A 23983-nucleotide genomic window follows, 5' to 3' on the forward strand; every position below is an offset into this window, starting at 1 on the left:
TTCTGCGGACGAACCCTGCGAGGCGCGGCGCTGTGACCACGATCGACCTGAACCAATACGACGTTCCGGGACGCAGCCGAGGCATCCTCGATGTGATCCGGTGGCGGTACCTGCTGACGCTTCTGGTGCGCAAGGGCACCGCGACGCGATACCGCAACTCGACGCTCGGCTGGACGTGGTCGTACGTCAAGCCGCTGATCCAGTTCTTCATCTACTTCCTGGTGATGGGCTTCATCTTCGGTCAGCGCGACAACGTCGACAACTTCCCGCTGTACATGTTCTCGGGCTTCATCACGGTGCAGTTCTTCAACGAGGCCTTCGGGAACGCGACGACGGCGATCGTCGGCAACAAGGCGCTCGTGCGCAAGATCTACCTGCCCCGAGAGCTGTTCCCGGTCGCGGCGATCATCAACGCGTTCATTCACTTCCTGCCGCAGCTCGCGATCCTCCTCGTGGTCGCGGTCTTCTACGGTTGGCGACCCGGCTTCGGCGAGATCGGATCCGTTCTCGCGGGGCTCGCGTTGATCGCGCTGATCGCCTTCGGCCTCGGCCTGCTCTTCGCGGGCCTGAACGTGCGCTTCCGCGACGCCGAGAACTTCGCGGAGGTGATTCGGCAGCTCGCGACGTGGGCATCCCCCGTGCTGTATACGTGGCAGCTGATCCCCGACAAGATGGGCACCGTCGCCGGGCACATCTACATGTGCAACCCGATCACGATCGCGGTCGAGTTCATGCACTACGGGTTCTGGGCGGAGACCGTGCCCCGCGTCGACGCGGACAACCCCGGCGGCTGGATCGGTTTCCCGCCGCACTTCGGCACCTACGCGCTCGTCGCGATCGTCATCAGCGTGATTCTCGTCGTCGTCGGACAGCTCGTCTTCCGCCGCTTCGAGCGCACCTTCGCACAGGACCTGTGATGTCAGACACGATCATTCAGACCTCCGAGAAGACGCCGGCGATCATCGTCGACCACGTCACCAAGACCTTCCTCAAGCGCAACTCGCACTCCCTCAAGGAGGCCTTCGTCGGCTGGACGAAGGGGAAGAAGGTGCGCGCCGACGTGTTCCACGCGCTCGACGACGTCAGCTTCCAGATCGGCGAGGGCGAGTCGGTGGCCGTGCTGGGCTTCAACGGATCCGGGAAGTCGACGACCCTGAAGATGGTGTCCGGCGTCATGCAGCCGGATCAGGGGCGCGTCTTCACGAAGGGGCGCGTCGCGGGTCTCATCGAGGTCGGCGCGGGTTTCCACCCCGACCTCTCGGGGCGTGAGAACGTCTACCTCAACGCGGCGATCCTCGGCATGTCCAAGGAGCAGATCGACGCGCGCTTCGACGACATCGTCGCGTTCAGCGAGATCGGCGACTTCATCGAGCAGGAGGTCAAGCACTACTCCTCCGGCATGTTCATGCGCCTGGCGTTCGCGGTCGCGATCCACGTCGACCTCGACGTGCTGCTCGTGGACGAGGTTCTCGCCGTCGGCGACGAGGCGTTCCGGAAGAAGTGCTCCGACAAGCTCAAGGAGCTCGCGCAGCAGGGCGTGACGATGCTCATCGTGAGTCACTCGATGGGCATGGTGCAGGACCTGTGTTCGCGCGGCATCGTGATCCACGAGCACAAGGTGCTGTTCGACGGGCCGATCGCCGAGGCGGTCGACATCATTCGGACGACACCTCACTGAAAAGCGTCGGGCCCCGCAGATCGCGGGGCCCGACGCTTTCTCGTCGTTGCTACTTGCGGAACTTCGCCCGCAGCACGCGAAGCGCGCGCTCCGGCAGGCTGTAGCGCTCGATCTCGCCGCGCAGGCGGTCCTCCATCTCGACCAGGCGCTGGTCGAGGAACTTCGTGAGGTACAGCGGCAGGCCGGGCCCGTGCTGCTGCACGTAGGCGCGGAGCGCCTCGTCGCGCAGCAGGGCGTCGGTCGCGCGGTGCGCCTCGTCGCTCGCGATCACGCTGTTCCCGGCGGATCCGTCGGTGCCGGGGCGCTGGTGCCAGTAGGCATAGGGGATCTCGGGGTCGAGGAACTCAAGCGGTCCCCGCGCGAGCACCTTGAGGGCGAAGTTCCAGTCGCCGACGACCGGCAGGCGCTCATCGTAGAAGCCGAGCTCGTCGTGCAGGGCGCGACGATAGACGAAGCCGATCGGCACGAAACGGTTGAACAGCATGGCGTCGCCGAGCGTGGGCGCCGTCAGCTGCTGCTGGAAGACCTCGCGGCCGAGTTCGACGTAGTCGTCGCCGTCGATCCGCTCCCAGACGATCTGGATCCGCGAGACGACTCCGCCGCGCTCGGCGTTGCTCGGGCGCTCGAGATAGTCGACCGCCCGAGCGAGGAACTCGGGGTGCCACGAGTCGTCGTCGTCGTGGAGCACGAGCAGGGGAGCGCTCGTGAGGCGCACGCCGGCGTTCGCGCTGGCCCACCGGCCGTGCGAGGTCTCGCGGTGCAGCACGCGCACGCGCTCCCGGTGGGCCTCGGGCACCCGGGCGACCATGCGGTCGACCTCGGCGGCGTCACCGCCGTCGTTGACGACGATGCACTCCCACTCGCGCAGGGTCTGGGACGTGATGCTGCGGAGCGCGCGATCGAGGAACTTCGGGCGATCCTTCGTGCGCACGACGACCGCGACGCGCGGCTCCACGGTCATCTGTTCAGCGTCCCATTCCGGTGTAGGTCCAGCCCGCGGCCTTCCACGCCTCGGGATCGAGGATGTTGCGACCATCGAACACGGCCGGGCGCGTCACCTTCGCCGCAGTGGCCACCGGGTCGAGGCCCTTGAACTGCTTCCACTCCGTCACGATTACGACCGCTTCCGCGCCCTCGAGGGCCTCGTCCAACGAGTCCGCGTACGCGAGCTGCGGGTGCAGGCGACGGGCGTTGTCCATCGCTTCCGGATCGAACGACACGACCTCCGCACCCAGGCCCTTCAACCGCACCGCGACATCCAACGCGGGCGAGTCACGAATATCGTCCGAATCGGGCTTGAACGCGAGCCCCAAAACCGCGACCCGGTGACCGAACACCTGACCATCGAAGGAGTCCACGACCCGGTCCACGACGTGCTGACGGCGACGCAGGTTGATCTCATCGACCTGCTTCAAAAACGCCACCGACTCGCCCTTGCCGAGCTCTTCCGCACGGGCCGCGAACGCGCGAATGTCTTTCGGCAGGCACCCGCCACCGAAACCCACACCCGCGTTGAGGAACTTCCGCCCGATACGCACGTCGTGACCGATCGCGTCCGCGAGCTGCGTCACGTCGGCGCCGGCGACTTCGGAGATCTCGGCCATCGCGTTGATGAAGCTGATCTTCGTCGCGAGGAAACTGTTCGCGGCGACCTTCACCAGCTCGGCCGTGGCCTGGTTCGTGACCAGCCGCGGCGTTCCCCGCTCGAGGATCGACGCATACACGGCATCGAGCGTCGCGACGTCCTCGTCACGGGTGGAGTCTGCGACACCGTAGACGAGACGGTCGGGGTCGACCGTGTCCTTGACCGCGAAACCCTCACGGAGGAACTCCGGGTTCCACGCCAGGCGCACACCCTTCGCGTTCGCGAGTTCCGACAAGCGGGCGGCCGTGCCGACGGGGACGGTCGACTTGCCCGCGATCAGCGACCCGGGCTTGGCATAGCTGAGGATGCCGTCGGTGGCGGCATCGACGAAGGTCATGTCCGCGCCCTGACCGTCACGGCGCTGCGGGGTGCCGACACCGATGAAGTGCACCTCGGCGTCGGCGAGGTCGGCGTAGTCGGTGGAGAAGGTGAGTCGGCCGGAATCGATGCCCGCGCGGAGGATCTCGTCGAGCCCGGGCTCGTAGAACGGGGTCTGTCCGGCGGAGAGCTTGTCGATCTTCGCCTGGTCGACGTCGATGCCGACGACGGTGTGTCCGAGCGACGCCATCGCGGCCGCGTGGACTGCACCGAGGTAACCGCAACCGATCACACTCAACTTCATGGGTGGGTTCTCCTTGTATTCGACACGAGACGACCCCGCGAGAGGCGCCGCAACCATCCTGCCATGCACCGGGTTCACATATCCTGGTGCGGACATGTCAGAAACTTCGCGTCGCCCCGCATACTCGGTCATCATCCCCACGCACAACGTGCGTCCGTGGCTGAGGCAGACCCTCGACTCAGTGCTTCGGCAGCGCGAAGACCTCGAGCTCATCGTCGTCGACGACGCCTCGACCGACGGCACCGCCGAGTTCGCGCGCGCCTACGCCGCGAGGGATCCGCGTGTCCGCGTCCTCGAGAACGAGGCCTCTGGGGGCGGATCCGCCCGCAACCTCGGCGCGCGCAGCGCCGCCGGGGACTTCCTCATCTTCGCCGATGGTGACGACCTCATTCCCGACGGGGCCTATGCCGCTCTCGTGGGCAGCCTCGAGCGCAGCGGATCCGACATGGCCGTCGGCGACTACCTGAAGTTCCGCGCCGTGGACACGTGGCGACCGACCGCGGCGATGCCGGCATTCGATCGCCCGGCAACGGGCGTGACGCTCGCCGACGAGCCGAGCCTGCTGTTCTCCCGCCCCTGCTGGAACCGCGCCTTCCGTACCTCGTTCTGGCGGGACGCGGGCATCGAGTTCCCGGACGTGCCGCGCTCCAACGACATCGTGCCGATGGTTCAGGCGCTGAGCCGGGCGGCGTCGATCGAGGTCGTTGAGGACGTCGTCTACGTCTATCGTGAGCGTCCCGGCAGCGGATCCATGACGGCGAGCGCCGGGGCGGCGACGAGCCTCGTGAGCTACCTGACGCAGGAGGCGGAATGCGCGGCACTCGTCGCGGCGCTCGACGATGAGGGCGTCTCCCGCGTGTTCTCGGATCTGGTGTGGGACCGCGACGGCTTCGTGGCGGTGAACCGATACCTGCTGGCCTGGCGCGAGCCGGGCGTGGGCGACGCCGAGGTGCAAGCGGCGCTCGGCCGGCTGCTCTCGCTCGTCCCGGGCCCGAGCGAGAGCGTCGGCCCGCTCCGCGCGACGGTGCTGCGTCTCGCGGCGGCCGGCGACTTCGCGGCCGCCCACGCTCTCGCCCGGGTCGCGGGCGGTCACCCCGAGGGGCGAGACGCCACCGAAGAGCAGGCCGACCTCGTCGCCACGTGGCGCGCCGCCATCGCCCGGGTCGCGGACTCCGACGGATCCGCCGATGCCGCCGAGCGAGAGCCCGGCACGACCGCCCTGACGCCGATCGAGCGCGAGCGAATCCTCGAGCGCCTTGCCCGCCAGCTCGCTCAGCCCCGCGTTCAGGACGCTTCGTGGGGGGAGCTGCTGCGAGAGGCCCGGAGCGCGCTCGGGCCGCGCGCGGCGCTGTTTGCGGTGGAGGCGTGGCAGAATCCCGCCGGCGCGAACAACCGCGGGGCGCGTCGTGCGGCGGCCGCGGCGCGCATCGATGCGCTCGCGGGCGGCGCGATCGTCGCGCTCGACGGAACCGTCTCGCCCGACGCCGGGGACGTTCGCGTGGCGTTGTTCGACGGCGAGGCGACCATCGGGTCCGGCGAACTGACCGTTGTCGGCGCGGCGAGCATCACCTGGCGCACCGCCCCCGACGGGGTGCGGAGCTTCACGGCGGCCTTCCCCGCCGCGGCCCTTCCGATGCACCGACCGCTCACGCCCGTGCTCATCGACGGCGCGCAGGTCTGGAACATCGACGCGACGCTGGAGCTTCCGCCGTACTCCCGCCACGACAGCTTCCTCTACGACGTGGTGGACCGGATCCTCGTCATCCGGCGGCGACGACACTGGTCGGTCCGCGGCGCCCTGGCACTCGTGCGGCGGGCGCTGCGCCGCTGATCCGGCGGTATGCGCCTATGCCGACAACGACCGTAGGAGCCCGGAGTACTCGCGAGCGACGTCCCACGGCGTGATCTCGGCGAGGAATCCCTCGAAATCGTCGGGCCCGACGTCGGCAAAGGGGTCGGCGGCGAGGAGATCCGCGATCGACGCCTCGGGATCGGTCGGGTCGAAGAACGCCACCCACTTCTGCGAGCCGAACTGCGAGACGAGGCCGGGGTCGCGCGGCAGGATGACGGGAACGTGGAACGTCGCGGCGAGGTGCACGCTCCCGGAATTGAGGATCGCGCGGTAGGGGAAGCACGCGACATCCGCCGAGCGGAACCAGCGCGCGATGTCGGCGTCGTCGACGAAATCGAGGTGGGTGACGCTGCGAAGCCCGGCCGGCAGCGATGCGCGGAACTCGGCGCGGGGCATCTCCTTCACGGCACCCGCGAGCATCAGCACGATGTCGCCGCCGCGGCGACGATCGGCCTCGGCCGCCGCATTCGCGAGCGCGTCGACGCCCTTGTACGGGCGGATCTGGCCGAGGAAGAGCACCGCGGTGTCGTCGTCGGCGAGATCGAAGGACGAGCGGGCCTCGGCGCGCGTGACGGAGGTGTCGTACACGCCCTCGTAGCTCGGGTGCGGGATGTGGCGGATCTTGCGCGGGTCGAGGGAGACGACGTCGGACATCGCCGCGGGCGTGTGCGGCGCCATGATGTGGATCGCGTCCGCCGATGCGGCGATGATCCGGATCAACTCGATCTCGAGCTCGCGGAAGGTGAGCTCATGGGGGAGCCTGTTGTGCACCGTCCAGACCAGCTTCGCGCCGCGCGCCCGCAGACTGTCGAGAGTGCGGGACAGCGTCGCGACGCGCGAGCGGGCGTCCTTCTCGGACAGGGCCTGCTGGGCGATGGGCGTCGTCCAGTGCAGGTGCAGCACGTCGCCGCGCCCGAGCCGCGAGGCGTCGGAGACGAGATCGTCGAAGGTGTGGGCACCCGTGATGCGGAACCCATCCGCGGCCGCCGACAGCTGCAGCAGATTGAGGAACGCGTTGTTGAGATAGGCGGGGAAGACGAGCACCTCGGGGCCGGAACGCATGCCCCGATCCTACGGCGCGCGGGCGCGTGACCCCCATTCGGGTGTCGTATTACGGGCAGATCTGAGACGATAAGCGAATGCGTCGCGTCGGAATACTCTCTCGCCCTGCCCGGAAAGCGCGCGCCCTGCTCGGTGCGGCCCTCGCTCTCGCCGTCGTCGGATCGCTGGCCCCCGCGGCCGCATTCGCCGACGAGCAGGTCCCCGAGGATCCCGCGGTCGTCTCGGAGCAGAGCGCCGCGACCACCGGAGAAGAGGTCCCCGAGGATCCCGCGGCTGTCTCGGAGCAGAGCGCCGCGACCACCGAAGAGGAGGTGGCCGAGGATTCCGCGGTCGTCACCGAGCAGGACGCCGTGAGCACCGAGGAGGAGGCGGGCGAGGACGCCCCGATCGTCACGGAGCAGAGCGCCGTGAGCGCGGACGAGGTCGCGGCGATCCCGACGCCCGACGGCGGTGACTACGTCGGCAGCAACACGGCCGACGAGCTCGACCCCGGCGCGTTTACCTCGCAGCTCACCTCGCTGTCGGCCACGGCGGCCACTGCGTTCAACGCGGGCAACATCATCAGCGACTCGAAGATGTTCACGAGCGGCACGATGACGGCGTCGCAGATTCAGTACTTCTTCGACAAGAAGGTGCCGCGCTGCGACAGCGGCTACACCTGTCTGAAGGACTTCAAGATGACGACGGTCTCGAAGTCGCCCAACTCGTACTGCTCGGGTTCGTACTCCGGCGCGCGCAACGAATCGGCGGCGCAGATCATCTCGAAGGTGTCGAAGGCGTGCGGCGTGAGCGAGAAGGTGCTCATCGTCATGCTCCAGAAGGAGCAGGGTCTCGTCACGCACGTGTGGCCGAGCCAGTTCCGCTACGACATCGCGATGGGGTACGCGTGCCCCGACGACGCGGCCTGCAACTCGCAGTACTTCGGCTTCCAGAACCAGATGTACATGGCGGCCTACCAGCTGCAGCGCTACACGAAGGACAAGTACTTCAACTGGTACCCCGTCGGCAAGACCTCGCCCGTGCGGTATCACCCGAACATCGCGTGCGGCGCGGGGCTCGTGAAGATCGAGAACAAGGCCACGGCGGCCCTGTACTACTACACGCCGTACCAGCCCAACCGGGCGGCGCTGCGCGCGGGCTACGGCGTCGGCGACTCCTGCTCGGCATACGGCAACCGCAACTTCGTGAACTACTACACGGAGTGGTTCGGCTCGACGCACGGCAACGAGAAGCCGGCGGCGCCGAGCCAGCCGTCGAAGCCCGCACCCTCGGCCGGTGAGCAGGCGATCACGGCGAAGTGGAAGGCCCTTGGCGGTGCCTCGGGCGTCTACGGCCGGGCCACCGGCAGCGTCAAGTGCAACCTGGCCGGCGGCGGCTGCTACCAGTCGTTCCAGGGCGGCGGAATCTACTGGAAGAAGTCGACGGGTGCGCAGGCGGTGAGCCAGAACATTCTCGACGGCTGGTGGAAGCTCGACAAGGAGAAGGGCGCGCTCGGATTCCCCAACGGAAGCCGCCGGTGCGTGCTCGTCGACGGCGGCTGCTACCAGTCGTTCGAGGGCGGCATGGTCTACGTGACGCCGCACAACGGATCCGTTCCGGTGACGAGCGCGATGGTGACCGGCTGGAGCGAGCAGAACCGAGAGAAGGGCGCGCTCGGCTACCCGACCCGCACGATGGTCTGCGGGCTCGCGAGCGGAGGCTGCTACCAGCAGTTCGATCACGGAGCCACCTACTGGACCTCCTCGACGGGCGCCCACGCGACGACCTCGCGCACGCTCGGCGGTTGGCGCGCGGTCGACAAGGAGAAGGGCAAGCTCGGCTACCCGACGAAGGCCATGAAGTGCGGGCTCCCGAGCGACGGCTGCTATCAGCAGTTCCAGGGCGGCAAGGTCTACTGGAGCAAGAACAGCGGCTCCCACCCGATCTACGGCTCGATCATGAACCAGTACCAGGCCCTCGGTAACGAACACAGCCGCCTCGGATACCCGACCAGCGGCGAGAACTGCCGCTACAGCGGCGGAGCGTGCCGACAAAGTTTCCAGCACGGCTACATTCAGTGGACGCCGGGCCGCGGCACCATCTACCGCTACAACTGACCCGTGGGCTTTTACGACGAGACCGTACGCGGCGTCGCCGTCCCGCACTGGGTTCCGGACGACGGCGGATCCGCGAACTTCGGCGACGAGATCGGCCCCCTGCTCGTCAGCGCCCTCGCGCCCGAGGGCGCTGACGGCGCGGGCCGCCTCCTCTCCGTCGGATCCGTGATCCACTTCGGGCGGCGCGGGGACGTCGTGTGGGGAGCGGGAATCAACGGCAAGGTGCGCCAGACGCTGCAACACCCGCTCGACGTCCGCGCGGTGCGCGGACCGCTCACGAGGGCCGTGCTGCAGGGACACGGGCTCGAGGTTCCCGCCGTGTTCGGCGACCCCGCGCTCCTGATGCCCCGGCTCTTCGACGTGCCGGTCGGCGCCCACCGCGAGCTGCTGGTGATGCCGAACCTCAACGAGCTCGATCGCGTGGCGGGGGAGCATGTCCTGAGCCCCTTAGGCGACCCGGTACAGATCGCTGCGGAGATCCGGGGCGCGGGTTTCGTGGTCGCAAGTTCGCTGCACGCGCTCGTGATCGCCGACGCGTACGGCATTCCCTCGCGGCCGCTCGTGCCCCGCGCCGAGCACGCGTTCAAGTACCTCGACTACTACGCGGGCACGGGGCGCGCAGATGTGCGGTTCGCCGGGAGCGTCGACGAGGCCCTCGACCTCGGGCCCGTTCCGCCCGCAGACGTCGATCTCGATGCGATCGAGCGCGCGTTCCCGCGCGAGTTGTGGGAGGCGCCGCGCACGTTCGACGAGAGTTCGAGCGGGTACGCCCCGGCGCGCCGTGCGGCGGTGCGCGCGCTGGGCGAGCTCGCCCTCGCCGTAGGCAGGGACGCCTCGGATCCGGCCGCGCAGGCGCTCCTGCGCGCGCAGCAGCTGATCGCGGAACAACCCCGGGCGCTCGTCGACGCCCTCGAGCGCGCGAGCGACGGATCCGCCCTGCCGGAGGTGCGGTCTGCCGCGCTACGCTACCTGCGCGACACGGACCCCCACGGCGCGACGGATCAGCGCGTGGCGCGCGCGCTGCGCCGCCGCCTGGAGGGCGAGGCGCCGGAGGCCTCGCCGGACGCCATCATCGCCCGCGTCATCGCGACGGGGAAGGTCTCGCTCGCGCGTGAGATCGTCGACGGCACCGCGGACATCTCGGAGGGCGTCGCGCACCTCGGCGAGACGAGTTCCCCGCCGGAGCCCGCGAGGGCTCGCCGCTGGTTCCGCAGGTGAGCCTCCGGCGTCCTCCGATGCTCCGCGAATAGACTGCGGCGCGTGCTCGCCTTCGTGACATCGCTCCGCCACCCGGACAACGCCTCCGACTACGACCGCGTCGAGGAGCTCCTGCGCCGGACGCTGAGGTCGATCGAGCAGCAGACGAGCGACGACTACGTCGTCATCGTCGTCGGCAATCGCGCCCCCTCGTTCGAGCTTCCGGCGCGCACTCGATTCGTCTACGTCGACTTCCCTGCGGCCGCGGAACCGACGAAGCGCGAGGAGCGGTGGGAGGCGGTGATCGCCGACAAGGGCAGTAAGCTCGCCGTCGGCCTGCTGGCGGCCCGGGCGTACTCACCGGACTACGTCATGGTCACCGATGCCGACGACTTCGTGCACCGCGGGCTGGTGCGCTGGGTGGGGGAGCAGCCCGAGGGCTCGCTCGGCTGGTACGTGGCGGACGGCTGGCGCTACTCCGCGCTCCGCGGCGCGGGCGAGCGGATCGACGACATGTACCGGGTATGCGGCACGTGCTACATCGCGCCGTGGAGCGCGTACGCCGTTCCGGACGAGCTTCCGGTGTCCGCTTCGCAGGCGGAGGTGTGGGAGGCGTTCGGCGAGCGCGCCCGCTTTATCCTCGGCAAGCACCGCGACGCCGAGAAGTGGTTCGCGGAGCACGGGTACCCGCTCGAACGGCTGCCGGTGCCCGGCTCGGTCTATCACGTCGACACGGGCGAGAACCACTCGGGGAAGCGGATCGACGGAGAGGCTCGGATGATGCCGCGCGCCGTCGCGAGGGAGTTCGGGATCACGCACGACCACCCGCTGCCCGTGCGCTGGTGGCGATGCCAGGGACTGAGCCTGCGTCGCGCGATCGCGCGCCGAGTGCGCCGGGTGTTGCGCCTCCGAGGAAAACAGGCGTGATGTTTTCGTGACATTCGTGCGAAGCTGTCAGGATTGCAGAATGCTCGATGACAGAATGGGCGCATGGACACCGATCTTCTTGTCGTCGGCTCGGGCTTCTTCGGCCTCACGATCGCCGAGCGCGCCGCGAACGCGGGCCGCAAGGTAACCGTCATCGAGCGCCGCCACCACATCGGCGGCAACGCATACAGCGAGGACGAGCCCGAGACGGGCATCGAGGTGCACCGTTACGGCGCGCACCTGTTCCACACCTCGAACGAGACGGTGTGGGAGTACGTGAACCGCTTCACGACCTTCACGAACTACGTGCACAAGGTGTACACGAACCACAAGAACCAGGTCTTCCCCATGCCGGTGAACCTGGGCACGATCAACCAGTTCTTCCAGGCCGCGTATTCGCCCGACGAGGCGCGCGCGCTGGTGCGGGAGCAGGCGGGCGAGTTCGACGTCGCCACGGCGAAGAACTTCGAGGAGAAGGGCATCGCCCTGGTGGGGCGCCCGCTCTTCGAGGCGTTCTTCCGCGACTACACCGCGAAGCAGTGGCAGACCGACCCGAAGAAGCTCTCGGGCGATATCGTCAGCCGCCTCCCCGTGCGCTACAACTACGACAACCGCTACTTCAACGACACGCACGAGGGCCTGCCGACCGACGGATACACGGCGTGGCTCGAGCGCATGGCCGACCACCCGAACATCACGGTGAAGCTCGACACCGACTTCTTCGACGCGTCGCAGCCGTTCAACAAGGCCGCCGTCACCGGCCAGATCCCCGTCGTGTACACGGGCCCGGTCGACCGCTACTTCGATTACTCGGAAGGCGCCCTGAGCTGGCGCACGCTCGACTTCGAGCAGGAGGTGCTGCAGGTCGGTGACTTCCAGGGCACCCCGGTGATGAACTACCCGGATGCCGACGTGCCGTTCACGCGCATCCACGAGTTCAAGCACTTCCACCCGGAGCGCGCGGACCGCTACCCGACCGACAAGACGGTCATCATGCGCGAGTTCTCGCGCTTCGCCGAGGGCAACGACGAGCCGTACTACCCGATCAACACCCCGGAGGACCGCAGCGGTCTCCTCGCGTACCGCGAGCTGCAGAAGGACGAGAAGGACGTGTACTTCGGCGGCCGTCTCGGCACGTATCAGTACCTCGACATGCACATGGCCATCGGCTCCGCGCTGTCGATGTGGAACAACAAGCTGGCCTAGGCCACGTTGCGGTCCGACGGATCTCACGGCACGGTAGGCGCGCCGGGAACGCTACGACGAAACCTCCATTCGCTCTGGCTGCTCTCGGCGCGCGACCTGCGCGTGCGTTATGCGACGAGCTGGCTCGGCTACCTGTGGAGCGTGCTCGATCCGCTCGTGATGAGCGGCATTTACTGGTTCGTCTTCACTCAGATCTTCCATCGGTCTACGGGGGCCGAGCCCTACATCGTCTTCCTCATCAGCGCCCTGCTGCCCTGGGTCTGGTTCAACACCTCGATCTCGGATTTCACGAAGGCGTTCAGCCGTGACGCGAAGCTGGTGCGCTCCACGGCGATCCCGAGGTCGATCTGGGTCGGCCGGATCATCCTGTCGAAGGGCGTCGAGTTCCTCTGCTCGCTCCCCGTGCTCGTCATCTTCGCCGTCGGCGCCGGCGCGGTCCCGGGCTGGGGCGTGCTCTGGTTCCCGGTCGCCGTGCTCGTGCAGGTCATGCTGCTGACGGGGCTGGGGCTCATCGTGGCGCCGCTGTGCGTCATGTACCGCGACCTCGAGCGAACGACGCGCCTGATCCTTCGCGCCTTGTTCTACGCAACCCCGATCATCTACTCCGTCACCGACCTCCCGGACGGGTTTCACTTCCTCGGCCTGATCAACCCCCTCGCCGGCATCTTCACGATGTACCGCGCGGCGTTCTTCCCCGAGCTGTGGCAGACCGCCCCCGTCGTGACAAGCGTCGTCGTGAGCGTCGTCGTGCTCGCGATCGGCGTCTGGGTGTTCCGCAGGCTCGAGCGCCAGATTCTGAAGGAGCTGTGATGGACGCCGGCAACGCCATCGAGGTCTCGGGACTCGGGATCCGTTTCCGCCGCGGTCGTCGAGGCCGCCGATCGATCAAATCGATGTTCGCGGGGAGCAAGCGCCGCGACACCAAGGACGAGTTCTGGGCCCTCGACGACGTGAGCTTCACGGTCAAGCCCGGCGAGACGATCGGCGTCGTCGGACGAAACGGGCAGGGGAAGTCGACGCTCCTCAAGCTCGTTGCCGGAGTGCTCCTGCCCGACGCCGGCACCGTGCAGGTCAACGGGGGAGTGGCGCCGCTCATCGAGATCACGGGCGGCTTCGTCGGCGACCTGACGGTGCGCGAGAACGTGCGTCTGACCGCGGGCCTACATGGAATGACCAAGGCGCAGATCGCCGAGCGCTACGACGCGATGATCTCCTTCGCCGAGCTGGAGGACTTCCAGGACACGCCGTACCGCCATCTCTCGAACGGCATGAAGGTCCGGCTCGCGTTCTCGGTCGTCTCGCAGCTCGACGAGCCGATCCTCCTCGTCGACGAGGTGCTCGCCGTGGGCGACAAAGCGTTCCGAGAGAAGTGCTATGCGCGCATCGACGAGATGCTCGCCGACGGGCGGACGCTCTTCTTCGTCAGTCACCACGAATCCGACCTCAAGCGGTTCTGCACGCGAGGACTGTATATCCGCGATCACCGCCTGGTGCTGGACGGTCCGCTCGCCGACGTGCTGAAGGCTTACAACAGCGACAACTGACCGGCGGGCGCGACGCCTGCCCGGTCGTGCCGACCCATGAAGGACACTCCCTCTGATGACGACATCCCCCGAGATCGCCGCGATCGTTCCCTGCTACAACGAAGAGGTCGCGATCGGCCAGGTCGTTGCGGATCTGCGCGCGGCGGTCCCCGAGATGACGATCTACGTCTACGACAACAACAGCTCGGACCGCACGGCGGAGGTCGCCGAGGCGGCGGGCGCAATCGTGCGCCGCGAGAGCCGTAAGGGCAAGGGCAACGTCGTGCGGCGAGCGTTCGCGGACATCGACGCCGACATCTACGTCATGATCGATGGCGACGACACCTACGACGCGGCCGCGCTGCCGGAGATGATCCGCGCCCTGCGGGAGGGCCCCTATGACCACGTCCTCGGCGTGCGGACCCAGCCGGAGGAGGCCGAGTCGGCCTATCGCGCAGGCCACGAGCTCGGAAACAAGGGCTTCAACTGGCTCGTCGGCGGCATCTTCGGCGACGAGGTCAGCGACATGCTGAGCGGGTACCGCGTCATGTCGCGGCGCTTCGTGAAGAGCTTCCCCGCCGCGTCGCGCGAGTTCGAGATCGAAACCGAGCTCACGGTGCACGTCATGAGCCTGCGCGTGCCGCAGACGGAGGTCGCGGTCGGTTTCAAGGACCGTCCCGCGGGCAGCGAGAGCAAGCTGCGCACCTATCACGACGGGTTCCGGATCCTGAACCTCGTCATGCAGCTGATCCGTCACGAGCGTCCGCTGTTCTTCTATGGAATCCTCGGCACGATCCTGGTGCTCGTCGGACTGGTCCTCGGGGTTCCTCTCATCATCGAGTTCGCGCAGACGGGCCTCGTGCCCCGTTTCCCGACGGCGATCCTCACGGTCGCCTTCGGCGTCATGGGAGCGCTCACCTGGGCCGTGGGGCTCATTCTCGACGGGGTGTTGAAGGCACGGCGCGAGACGAGCCGCCTGCTCTACCTGCAGTACAGCGCGCCGAGCCGCTGACCGGAAGCCGGCCGGCCGTGTGTGAAAGACGCGGCGACCGGCGCTTAGGCGCTGTCGAGCGCCGCGGCGATCTCCCGACCGAGATATGGAGCGAGCGTAGACGCGTACGTCGCCGTGAGGTGCGTGCCGTCGCGATACACGATCACGCCTCCGATGACCGCGAGGCAGCGGTCATCGGCGCAGTAGAACGGCGTCATGTCCACCAGTCGCGCGTTGGGGTCGTTCTCCACGGCGCGCGTCAGTCCATCGTCGACGAGCGCGTCGTCGAGCGGGCGCGAGCACCGATCGTTCGCGGTGTCGGGATCCGTCTCGATGCACGTGACCGTGCTGCTCAGCAGGTGGGGATTGTCGCGGATCGCGATGACGGGAATCGAGGCGTCCGCGCGCTGCGACCAGGCGTCCGTCATCGCCCGCACGCCCTCATCGTCCTCATCCTCGTGACCGGCGAATCGCGTGACGATGATGCCGTCGATATCTGCGCTCTCGGAGATCCGCTCCGTCAGGGCGGTGCGCCAGTCCGAGCAGGCCTGCGTGCCCTCGACCGTCTTCTGCTCGAGCTCCTCGGTCGTCCAGTAGCATCCCTCGTGACCGGCGACATCGATACGCCAGTTGTGTGCCTCCGCGATCGACTCGTACGCGCCGATGAGCGTGTTGTTGTGTGAGTCGCCGACCGCGATGAGGTGCTTGTCGTAGCCCGAATCCGGCCCCAGCGAGCACATCCGGAGGGTGGCGTCGTTCATGGCGGACCAGCAGTCGTCGTGCTCGCGATTCGCGTCGTCCATGCGAATGCCCTCGACGGCCGGAACGAGGGGAACGGAATCGAGCTCGGGGTTGTCGCACGGGGCCAGTTCGGGATCCATGGACTGCGCACCGAAGCACTCGGGCTGCTCGGCCGCGAGCTTCTCGGCGATCTCGATGGCGCGCTGCTCGCTCAGCTGCGCCGCCGCGGTTGCCGCCGCCGGCACGGCGACCACGATCGCCATCGCGGCGAGCGTGAGGCCTGCGATCGTGCGGGGACGTCGTCCGGCCAGCATCCGCGGCGAGCGTCGCGTGCCGTCCTCGACGAAGTGAGTCGACAGGTAGGCGAGTACGACCGAGATCGCACCGATGGCGAGCTTGTGTCCCGTCGTGAGGGGAATGCCGGTCGCGAACGGGACGAGGACGATGAGGGGCCAGTGCCAGAGGTAGATCGCATACGAGACGCGGCCGAGGAACGCGATGGGGGCGAAGCTTCCGATCGCGGACACGGCGGGGCTCGCGGCGAGGATGACAGCGGCGGTCCCGAGCACGGGCAGCAGGGCACTCGCGCCGGGGAACGGGGTCGCCGCCGAGTAGGCGACGACGCTGATCCCGATGGCGGTGAGGCCCGCGAAGGCGACGTTGTGGCGCCACGCGCCACGCAGCGCGGGCAAGAAGGCGAGCAGAGCGCCCGCTCCGAACTCCCACGCGCGCGTGAACGTCGAGAAGTAGGCCTCGCTCGGCGACTGCGTCATGAGCCACACCGAGTAGATGAATGATGCGACCGTCGCGGCGGCGATCGTGAGGAGCGCGACGCGGTGCCACGCGGCTCGGCGGAAGACCCAGAACGCAGCGATGAGGAGGAGGGGGAGCAGGACGTAGAACTGCTCCTCCGCCGACAGCGTCCAGAAGTGCTGGACCGGCGATGCCTGGTTCTCGGCCGCGAGGTAATCGACGCTGTCGGCCATGAGTCGCCAGTTCTGCACGTACAGGGTCGACGCGACGATCTCGCCGAGGAACTGCTCCCAGAGCGAACGCGGCACGAGCACGACGACGGCGATCGCGGTCGCCAGCAGCGTGAGCAGGGACGCGGGGAGGAGGCGCGCCGCACGGCGCGCCCAGAAATGGCCGACCGCGATCCGGCCCGTGGTCTCGCGTTCCCTCAGCAGATGCGAGGTGATCAGGTATCCGCTGATGACGAAGAACACGTCGACGCCGACGAATCCTCCGGTGAGCCGATTCGGCCACAGATGGTAGAGGAGCACGCTGACGACGGCGAGTGCGCGCAGCGCCTGGATATCCGATCGGAATCCCGAGGTGCGGGGTCTGGCATTGCCGGTACGAGCCACCGGAAGATCGTACCGGGGCATGGCTTGGTAGCTCCTGCGGGAGCGCGGATATGGCATAAACTGCATGGTCGGGCTCGGCGCGCAGACGGGCGTCGCGCCACCATCCGGTGAGAAGGGGTGAGGACATGGCCGACTCGGTCGTCGCGCGGCCGCTCCGCCGCCCCTCCACGAGGCAGGCCAACGTCCCGCCGGTCGGACAGCGACGGCGCATCGCCGAGATCGACGGTCTGCGCGGCATCGCGCTCACGCTCGTCGTGATCTTTCACCTCTTCGGGAACGGGCGGGTCTCGGGCGGCGTCGACGTCTTCCTGGCGGTATCCGGCTTCCTGCTGACGCTGTCGCTCGCCCGCGGGCTTGCGGCAGGAGGACCGCTCGGTGTACGCAGGCGCTGGGTGCGAACCTTCGCGAGACTCGCCCCGCCCGCCGCCCTCGTGCTCGCCACGATCGTGGTGCTCAGCTACACCGTGCTCACCCCGTGGACGCGCGAGCAGAACCTCATCGAGGTCGTCTCCGCCGCCCTTTACGTCGAGAACTGGCAACTGATCCTCTCCCAGCTTTCGTACGAGGCCGCCGGGCCGGCGACAAGCCCTGTGCAGCACTTCTGGTCGCTCTCGGTGCAGGCGCAGTTCTTCCTCGTCATGCCCCTCGTGGCCACGGCGATCCTCGCCGCGATTCCGGCGGCTGTTCGGGTGCGCGCCTTCTGGACCGTGCTCGGCCTCGCGACCGTCCTCTCCTTCGCGTATGCCGCGATCCGCAACGCGGAAGCACCGGAGGCGACCTACTTCGATTCGCTCGCCCGATTCTGGGAACTCGGTGTCGGCGGGCTTGCCGCCGGCCTCTTCCTCCGGGCCGCTGTCGTGCCCGCACGGGCCCGAGCGGCGACGGGATGGCTGGGCCTGGCGATGGTCGTTGCCAGCGGATTCGTGTTCGATGGCGGTGCCGCATACCCGGGGCCGGCCGCCCTCATGCCTGTCGGCGGTGCGCTGCTCGTTCTCCTGTCATCGGGTGGAGGCGCGGCATCTCCCTCGGCTCTCCTGTCGAGCCGTGCGCTCGGAGGGCTCGATCGCCTGTCATACGGGCTCTACCTGTGGCACTGGCCCCTCCTCATCGCGGCGTTGACCGTGACCGGGCGGGATCATGTCTCGCTGGCGGGTGCCGCGGTGGTGCTTGCAGGTGCCGTGCTCGCGACCGTCGCGACGCGCGGGCTTTTGCGGTGGCCGACCTCCTGGGCGAGCGTCGACCGGCCGAAGCGCGCCGCGGCGATCGTGGCGATCGCCGTTCTCGTGGCGGCGCTTCCCGCCTCGGTCGGCATCGCACTCGAGAGGCGCGACGGCCTGCCCGTCGAACTCGGTCCGTGCGCCGGCGCCGCGGCACTGGACGCCGCGCGGACGGAGTGCGCCGATACCGTCTACTCGCGCGTGGTGCCGGGGCTCGATGTGCTGCGCGAGGATGACGCGAACCGCGAGGAATGCTGGACGCGACGCGGAGATGCGGAGTTCGGGCTGTGCACCCTGGGGGATGCCTCGGCGGCCACGCGCGTGCTTGCCGTCGGCGACTCACACAACAACGTGCTCGTCGACGTGTATGACGACATCGCGCGGCATCAGGGGTGGCGCATCGACGTGGCCGGCAGCGAGGGATGCCAGTGGGTGGCCGCGGGCACCGTCAGCGACGGCAACGTCGACGGCGGGTACCCGCTGTGTGGGCAGTGGCGACGGTTCGTGGGCGGGCTCGTCGCCTCGGGCGATTACGACGCGGTCGTCACGCTCGGATCCTCGCGGCCGCGTTTCGGCGACGCGTCGACCGGCATCGAGGGGCCGGAGTATCACGCGCAGCAGCTCGCCGCAGCGTGGGGCGAGCGCGCGGATCCGTCCGTTCCGATCATCGCGATCCGCGACAATCCGATCTACGGCGAGGACGCCCTGACCTGCCTGACCGATGCCGACGCGGCGCTCGCGGGTCGCTGCGCCGTTCCGCGCGCGGATGCCCTGATCGAGACGGGGGTCGAGCGAGCGGCGGCCTCCGTCCCCAACGCCCACGTCATCGACCTGACGGATCGGACCTGCGAGCCGCTGTCGTGCAGTCTGGCGGTCGGCGGCGTCGTCGTGACGCGCGACGGGTCGCACCTGACCGGTACCTTCGCGTCGACGCTGACCCCGTACCTCGAGACGGAGCTGCTGAGGCTCGTCCCAGCGCCCGCCGCCTAGGATCGACGCTATGGATTCGAGCGCGCCGGCCCCGACCTCCACACGTCGCAGAATCACCGGGGCGCCGACGCCGCGGGCGCTGTGGCGGCGGCACCACCTCATCGCCGCAATCGGCGCACTGCTCGCCGCGCTCGCGTGGGGCGCGGGCAGGGAGCCGAGACCGATCTTCGAGGCGTTCGACGGCAATTCGATCGTCGCGGTGCTCGGATTCGTCGCGGTCTGGGCGGGCGGGCTGTGGGTGCTGCGCGCGGCGGGGATGTCCTCTCGGCCCGTCTTCGGCTGGGCGATCTCCGTCGGCGTCGTTTTCGCGATCGCGGAGCTCGCGGGCCTCTCGCTCCTGCGCGATGAGGCGGACCTGTCGCTCCTTGCCCCCTCGGCGTGGAGCGGAATCCACGTGGTCGGGACGGCGTATGCCGCCGTCCTCCTCGTCGCCGCGATCCTGATCCTCGTAGACCGTCTCGGTGAGGACAGGGCGGTGAGCAATACGCCTCGGACGCGCCTCGGACGCTTCGTCGCTCGTCTCGGCGGAAGAACCGGACGCCGGCGCTGGGCCGCGATCGGCATCACGGCGGGCGTCGTCATCGTCGCACGGCTACCCGTCCTCTTCGTGTGGTGGCCGGGGCTGATCTTCTTCGACTCGTACCGCAGCCTCTCTTATGCGCGCGGAATTGGCCCGTGGGAGGCGTACGAGCCCGTGGGCCACTCGCTGATCATTGCGGGCTGGAACGGTCTCTGGGAGTTCTTCGGATGGTCGGACCAGACGGCGCTCGCCTTCGCCGCGACGGTGCAGCTGCTCTCGAGCACGGCCGCCTTCGTCTTCCTCCTTGTCCGGCTGGCGGCGTGGCGCGTGAATCCGATCGTCTGGGCCGCGGCGCTCGCCTGGGTGTCCCTGCACCCCGTACTGGCACTGTCGTCGATCACGATCGTCAAGGACATCCCGTTCATGTCGGCGTTCATCGTCTTCGCCGTGGCCATCGCCGAGGCGGCGCTGCGCCGTCGCGACGAGCGGGTGCCGGCCTGGGTGTGGTGCACGATGGCGGTCGCAGGCATCGCCGTTGCCGTGCTGCGCAGCAATGGCGTCTATGTGGTGATCCTGTCCCTCCCGCTCCTGTTCCTCCCGCTGCGTCGGCACTGGAAGCCGATGCTCGGCGTCGCGAGCTGTTGCGCGATCGCCATCGTCGCCTATCTCGGGCCGCTGCAGACGGCGCTCGGCGTCGTGCCGGGGCCGAAGACCGAGATGTGGTCGATCCCTCTCCAGCAGATCGCGCGAATCGCCCTCGATCACCACGACGAGATGAGCGACGAGGACCGCGAGTACGTCGACTCGATCTTTACAAGCTGGGATGTTGACGAGGTCGGAGACCACTACATCTCGGAGTTCTCCGACCCGATCAAGCTCGACGCGCGCGACAAGTGGGACGATTTCACGACGGCCGAGTTCCTCTCGGGGTGGGCGCGCCTAGTCGGCGAGTACCCGATGACGGCGGTGACGGCCACGCTGGGCAACACCGTGGGCTACTGGGCGCCCGGGGCGCCCTCGTATGACGGCCTCGTCGCGGAATCGCACAATCATGTCCGCACGATCTCCCTCGACATCCCGGACCGAGAGGATCCGCGCACCGGCGTGCAGGCATACCTGCACGACAACCGGCTCGTCGGATACTTCAACACCGAGGAGTCGCTGAACATACCGGTTCTCGGCCAGGCGATGTCCACGGGAACCGTGACGTGGGTGTGGCTGCTCAGCCTCGTCGTCCTCATCCGAGCCCGCGCGTGGCGACTCGCGGGGGCACTGGTGCCGGCCGGCGTCCTCATGTTGACGTTCCTCGCCGGGCCCGTCTCGGGCGGCATGCGGTACATGCTCGTCTTCTTCGCACTCGTCCCGCTCGTCGTCGGCCTTGCCGAGACCTCCGCGCGCCGAGGAAACACGGCGGCCGCCCCGCGATCCTGAGGATCCGGGGCGGCCGCCGTGTGTCGTACTCGGGCTATCGCGAGAGGCGCCGGCGCAGGGCCCGCACCGCTCGCGCGGGCAGACCGCCCAGGCGGCGGTTCACGCCGCGGACGATCCGCGCGGCCCTGCCGCCCGTGCGGGCGTTGAGGCTGCGGGCGACGACGCGGGCCGCCGAATCCGGAACGTGCGGGGGGCGCGCCTCGCGCAGCTGCTCGCGCAGGCGCGCGGTCTCGGGATCCACGCGCACCACCTTCTCGTCGAGGTGCTCGTTCTCTCGGAGATCGGCCAGCTGCGCGGCCTCGCTCGAGTGCCACTCGAAGCCGGCGATCTGCGCGACGACGTCCTCGAGGCTGCGCTCGTCGGTCACGTACGCCCGGGCGCGCTCGACGACGGCCGAGTTCCAGATCGTCACGGCCTCGTCGTTGTCGTGGCCGGGGGTGAAGTAGCGGATGGCACCGATCCACGGCTTGTCCATCTCGACGTACATCGCCTGCAGGCTCTCGCTGGACAGCTCGGCCGTGATCGGCATGTCGACGCGGAAGGGCGCCGGGAAGACGCTCTGCGGCGTCTCCTCCGCGAAGATCACGCGGTTGTCGGTGCGGAACCATTCCTTGACGAGGTAGAGCTCGTTCATCGGGTCCGCGAGCATGCGGCGGCGCTCGTCGTGGAGCTTCGACCACGGGCCCACAAGCACTACGTGCACATCGGTCTGCGTGTTGTTGAGGATCCGGTCGATCGAGGGCCGCGCGTACCGGGCGTTCTCCTGCGTCACCTCGGTGACGACCTTGATGAGCGGGACCTCCCAGATGCGGTTGTCGGCCTTGCGGCGGTAGCGCGGGATCGCCATGCGCTGGGCGAAGTGCACATCGTTGTGCCAGGCCACCAGCTGGCCCTGGTGCTGAACGGTGCCGGGGCCCATGTGGTAGCCGATGGCGTCGTGTGCGGGGATGAACACCGCGCCGGCCTGCCACAGCTGGTATGCGATCTCGGTGTCCTCGCCCAGGTGCAGGCGGGTGTCCTGACCGAAGGTGCGGTCGTAGACGGCGCGCGTCACGGTCGCGCAGGCGCCCATGTGCGTCGAATAGTTGCGCCCGTCCGAGGTGTTCAGGTCGTCGGTGTCGCGGTAAATCTTCTTCGACCAGTGCTCGTGCAACTGGGAGCGGTCGTAGTCGTCGCCGATCGTGCCGGCCTTGACCTTGTTGTAGACCTCTTCGGGGGTGTAGTCCCACTCCTCGATGAATGCCTTCTCGCCGATCGTCGCGGCCTCGGGGATGAAATGGCCCCACTTCGCGTGCTGACGCACGTTGTCCCGGAAGAGGATCATGTCCGAGTCGCACCAGTAGATGATGTCGCCGGTCGTCGCCTTGATGCCGATGTCGGTCGCGTTGGAGCGGCCCCAGCCGTCGTTGACCTCGTGAACCCGGATCAGTCGCGTGTTCTTCGGGATGAACTCGCCCAGCTCGACCGGCTCCTCGCCGCCGCCGTCGTCGAGGACGACGACCTCCATGAGGTCCTCCGGATAGTCCTGCGCCGCGAGCGACGCGAGGGTGTACTCGAGAGTCTTCGACTTGAACGCGGGAATGATCACCGAGACGGTCATCGTCGGCTCCCAATCGTCCGGCACGGTGCCGTCGAAAACGTCCCGCCAGCGGTTGCGGGAGACAATCGTGGGCGCGGGGACACGGGATGCGGCATCAGTCACGAGGGGAAGTCTAACCAGCGGCGCCATGCCGCGCCTCAGAGAATGCCGCGCGCCCCAGAGGCCGTCCGGAAGCCACCGGATAAACTCGCCGGTATGCCAACCGCGCCCGCCGCCGCACGTATCTTCACCTTTCCCGGGTGGCGTGACAACCCCTATGTGCAGATCCTCACGCAGGGGATCATCGACCGCGGGTATCAGATCGACGGTCGTCCCGACTTCGATGAGGCGCTCGTCGAACTGACCTCGCCGGAGCGACGCGGCATCATCCACGTGCAGTGGACCAGCCCCATCACCGAGTGGGCGGTCAACGCGAAGGACGCGCGGGTTCGCACGGACCTGTTCCTCGACGCGCTCTACAGCGCCAAGCAGTGGGGCCGGAAGATCGTCTGGACGGTGCACAACGTGCTGCCGCACGACACCGAGTATCCGAAGACCAACCTGTATCTGCAGGAAGGGCTCGCCAGGCTCGCCGACAAGATCCACGTGATCTCACCGCACACCGCCGCCCTCGCCGCCGAGCACTTCGTGCTCCCCGCGGACAAGGTCGTCGTGATCCCGCACTCGAGCTACGAGGGCGTCTACGGCCCGCCGCAGGAACGGGCGGCCGCGCGCGAGGCGCTCGGGGCGGACCCGAACGCCACGGCCGCGCTGTTCTTCGGGTGGATCCGCCCCTACAAGGGACTCGAACACCTCGCGCGGGCCGCCGACATCGCGAGCGGCGCCGGGCTGGATCTTCAGATCCTCCTCGCGGGCCGGCCGCAGGGCGACGTCGAACACATCCTCGCCGCCCTGGATTCCGGCCCCACCCCGGTCGTCAAGCGACTCAAGCGCGTGTTCCCGGAGGACGTCGCGACCTGGTTCTCGGCCGCGGACGTCCTCGTGCTGCCGTACCACGCCATTCTCAACTCGGGCAACATGTTCCTCGCCGCGACGTATGGGCTGCCGATCATCCTCCCGGACGCCCCGCACCTCGTGGAGGAGTACGGAGATCAGCCGTGGATCCGATTCTTCGATCGCCATCGCCCGGCTGAGCACATCGCGGAGCTGCTCGCGGACGGCTGGTTCGCCGAGCCGGGGGCGCGCGAATCGGCGCTCGCATTCGCCGCCTCCCGCCCGCCCGCTGAGATGGGCGAGCGGTTCGCCGCGCTCATCGAGTCGCTCACGTAGGATCCTCAAAGCCCGCGGGTAGCCTGTGAGCACCCGTTTCCGCGCCCTT

At 68.4% G+C, this 23983-nt stretch carries 18 protein-coding genes; 13 read left to right on the plus strand and 5 right to left on the minus strand.

What is annotated here, in order from left to right; genetic code table 11:
* Positions 1 to 32 precede the first annotated feature (32 nt).
* Both IEX05_RS07080 and IEX05_RS07085 read left to right on the plus strand, forming a co-directional pair.
* A complete protein-coding gene (locus tag IEX05_RS07080) occupies positions 33 to 917 on the plus strand; it encodes an ABC transporter permease (RefSeq protein WP_229661177.1) in 885 nt (294 codons plus the stop codon).
* Entirely contained in the window at positions 917 to 1678 is a 762-nt protein-coding gene (locus tag IEX05_RS07085; RefSeq protein WP_188700657.1) for an ABC transporter ATP-binding protein, read from the plus strand. Before IEX05_RS07080 ends, IEX05_RS07085 begins: the two co-directional genes overlap by 1 nt.
* A gap of 49 nt (positions 1679 to 1727) precedes the next feature.
* Here IEX05_RS07085 and IEX05_RS07090 read toward each other — a convergent pair whose 3' ends face one another.
* Positions 1728 to 2639, minus strand: coding sequence for a glycosyltransferase family 2 protein (locus IEX05_RS07090; protein WP_188700658.1), 912 nt, complete (start codon positions 2637 to 2639; stop codon positions 1728 to 1730).
* A 4-nt stretch (positions 2640 to 2643) separates the two neighbouring features.
* Positions 2644 to 3945: a UDP-glucose dehydrogenase family protein gene (locus tag IEX05_RS07095; protein WP_188700659.1), complete on the minus strand. Its 1302-nt coding sequence runs from the start codon at positions 3943 to 3945 to the stop codon at positions 2644 to 2646.
* Positions 3946 to 4039: 94 nt separating this feature from the next.
* Between IEX05_RS07095 and IEX05_RS07100 the strand changes: the two genes are divergently transcribed.
* Positions 4040 to 5776, plus strand: a complete 1737-nt coding sequence (locus tag IEX05_RS07100; protein WP_188700660.1) for a glycosyltransferase family 2 protein — start codon at positions 4040 to 4042, stop codon at positions 5774 to 5776.
* A gap of 15 nt (positions 5777 to 5791) precedes the next feature.
* Here the strand turns inward: IEX05_RS07100 and IEX05_RS07105 are convergent, their stop codons facing one another.
* Positions 5792 to 6859, minus strand: a complete 1068-nt coding sequence (locus IEX05_RS07105) for a glycosyltransferase (protein WP_188700661.1) — start codon at positions 6857 to 6859, stop codon at positions 5792 to 5794.
* 77 nt (positions 6860 to 6936) lie between these two features.
* On the opposite strand from IEX05_RS07105, the gene IEX05_RS07110 reads away from it, so the two are divergent.
* From IEX05_RS07110 to IEX05_RS07140, 7 genes are all read left to right on the plus strand, one after another.
* On the plus strand, positions 6937 to 8955 hold the full coding sequence (locus tag IEX05_RS07110) for an LGFP repeat-containing protein (RefSeq protein ID WP_188700662.1): 2019 nt from the start codon (positions 6937 to 6939) through the stop codon (positions 8953 to 8955).
* Between the two features lie 3 nt (positions 8956 to 8958).
* On the plus strand, positions 8959 to 10173 hold the full coding sequence (locus IEX05_RS07115) for a polysaccharide pyruvyl transferase family protein (protein ID WP_188700663.1): 1215 nt from the start codon (positions 8959 to 8961) through the stop codon (positions 10171 to 10173).
* A 42-nt stretch (positions 10174 to 10215) separates the two neighbouring features.
* Positions 10216 to 11079: a glycosyltransferase family A protein gene (locus IEX05_RS07120; protein ID WP_188700664.1), complete on the plus strand. Its 864-nt coding sequence runs from the start codon at positions 10216 to 10218 to the stop codon at positions 11077 to 11079.
* Between the two features lie 63 nt (positions 11080 to 11142).
* On the plus strand, positions 11143 to 12285 hold the full coding sequence (gene glf, locus IEX05_RS07125; RefSeq protein ID WP_188700665.1) for a UDP-galactopyranose mutase: 1143 nt from the start codon (positions 11143 to 11145) through the stop codon (positions 12283 to 12285).
* Between the two features lie 6 nt (positions 12286 to 12291).
* Positions 12292 to 13095: an ABC transporter permease gene (locus IEX05_RS07130; protein WP_188700666.1), complete on the plus strand. Its 804-nt coding sequence runs from the start codon at positions 12292 to 12294 to the stop codon at positions 13093 to 13095.
* Positions 13095 to 13829, plus strand: a complete 735-nt coding sequence (locus tag IEX05_RS07135) for an ABC transporter ATP-binding protein (RefSeq protein ID WP_188700667.1) — start codon at positions 13095 to 13097, stop codon at positions 13827 to 13829. Before IEX05_RS07130 ends, IEX05_RS07135 begins: the two co-directional genes overlap by 1 nt.
* 55 nt (positions 13830 to 13884) lie before the next feature.
* On the plus strand, positions 13885 to 14820 hold the full coding sequence (locus IEX05_RS07140; RefSeq protein ID WP_188700668.1) for a glycosyltransferase: 936 nt from the start codon (positions 13885 to 13887) through the stop codon (positions 14818 to 14820).
* 44 nt (positions 14821 to 14864) lie between these two features.
* On the opposite strand, the gene IEX05_RS07145 is transcribed toward IEX05_RS07140, so the two are convergent.
* Positions 14865 to 16907: an acyltransferase family protein gene (locus IEX05_RS07145; RefSeq protein WP_188700669.1), complete on the minus strand. Its 2043-nt coding sequence runs from the start codon at positions 16905 to 16907 to the stop codon at positions 14865 to 14867.
* Between the two features lie 125 nt (positions 16908 to 17032).
* Here IEX05_RS07145 and IEX05_RS07150 point away from each other — a divergent pair, with 125 nt between their 5' ends.
* Together IEX05_RS07150 and IEX05_RS07155 are read left to right on the plus strand one after the other, a co-directional pair.
* Positions 17033 to 19114, plus strand: a complete 2082-nt coding sequence (locus IEX05_RS07150) for an acyltransferase family protein (RefSeq protein WP_188700670.1) — start codon at positions 17033 to 17035, stop codon at positions 19112 to 19114.
* Positions 19115 to 19124: 10 nt separating this feature from the next.
* On the plus strand, positions 19125 to 21065 hold the full coding sequence (locus IEX05_RS07155; RefSeq protein WP_188700671.1) for a DUF6020 family protein: 1941 nt from the start codon (positions 19125 to 19127) through the stop codon (positions 21063 to 21065).
* Between the two features lie 34 nt (positions 21066 to 21099).
* On the opposite strand, the gene IEX05_RS07160 is transcribed toward IEX05_RS07155, so the two are convergent.
* Positions 21100 to 22767, minus strand: a complete 1668-nt coding sequence (locus tag IEX05_RS07160; RefSeq protein WP_188700672.1) for a glycosyltransferase family 2 protein — start codon at positions 22765 to 22767, stop codon at positions 21100 to 21102.
* A 93-nt stretch (positions 22768 to 22860) separates the two neighbouring features.
* Here IEX05_RS07160 and IEX05_RS07165 point away from each other — a divergent pair, with 93 nt between their 5' ends.
* The gene (locus tag IEX05_RS07165; RefSeq protein WP_188700673.1) at positions 22861 to 23934 is read left to right on the plus strand and encodes a glycosyltransferase; all 1074 of its coding nucleotides are present in this window, start codon (positions 22861 to 22863) and stop codon (positions 23932 to 23934) included.
* The last annotated feature ends 49 nt before the right edge of the window (positions 23935 to 23983 follow it).

This window comes from Microbacterium nanhaiense (genome assembly GCF_014646015.1).
In the GTDB taxonomy this organism is placed as follows: Bacteria; Actinomycetota; Actinomycetes; order Actinomycetales; family Microbacteriaceae; genus Microbacterium; species Microbacterium nanhaiense.

Bases quoted from the DNA above. Each gene is read 5' to 3' on its own strand.
- IEX05_RS07165 (WP_188700673.1), top strand. From the start codon at position 22,861: ATGCCAACCGCGCCCGCCGCCGCACGTATCTTCACCTTTCCCGGGTGG.
- IEX05_RS07090 (WP_188700658.1), bottom strand. From the start codon at position 2,639: ATGACCGTGGAGCCGCGCGTCGCGGTCGTCGTGCGCACGAAGGATCGC.
- IEX05_RS07100 (WP_188700660.1), top strand. From the start codon at position 4,040: ATGTCAGAAACTTCGCGTCGCCCCGCATACTCGGTCATCATCCCCACG.
- IEX05_RS07085 (WP_188700657.1), top strand. From the start codon at position 917: ATGTCAGACACGATCATTCAGACCTCCGAGAAGACGCCGGCGATCATC.
- glf (WP_188700665.1), top strand. From the start codon at position 11,143: ATGGACACCGATCTTCTTGTCGTCGGCTCGGGCTTCTTCGGCCTCACG.
- IEX05_RS07135 (WP_188700667.1), top strand. From the start codon at position 13,095: ATGGACGCCGGCAACGCCATCGAGGTCTCGGGACTCGGGATCCGTTTC.
- IEX05_RS07110 (WP_188700662.1), top strand. From the start codon at position 6,937: ATGCGTCGCGTCGGAATACTCTCTCGCCCTGCCCGGAAAGCGCGCGCC.
- IEX05_RS07140 (WP_188700668.1), top strand. From the start codon at position 13,885: ATGACGACATCCCCCGAGATCGCCGCGATCGTTCCCTGCTACAACGAA.
- IEX05_RS07150 (WP_188700670.1), top strand. From the start codon at position 17,033: ATGGCCGACTCGGTCGTCGCGCGGCCGCTCCGCCGCCCCTCCACGAGG.
- IEX05_RS07095 (WP_188700659.1), bottom strand. From the start codon at position 3,945: ATGAAGTTGAGTGTGATCGGTTGCGGTTACCTCGGTGCAGTCCACGCG.
- IEX05_RS07155 (WP_188700671.1), top strand. From the start codon at position 19,125: ATGGATTCGAGCGCGCCGGCCCCGACCTCCACACGTCGCAGAATCACC.
- IEX05_RS07105 (WP_188700661.1), bottom strand. From the start codon at position 6,859: ATGCGTTCCGGCCCCGAGGTGCTCGTCTTCCCCGCCTATCTCAACAAC.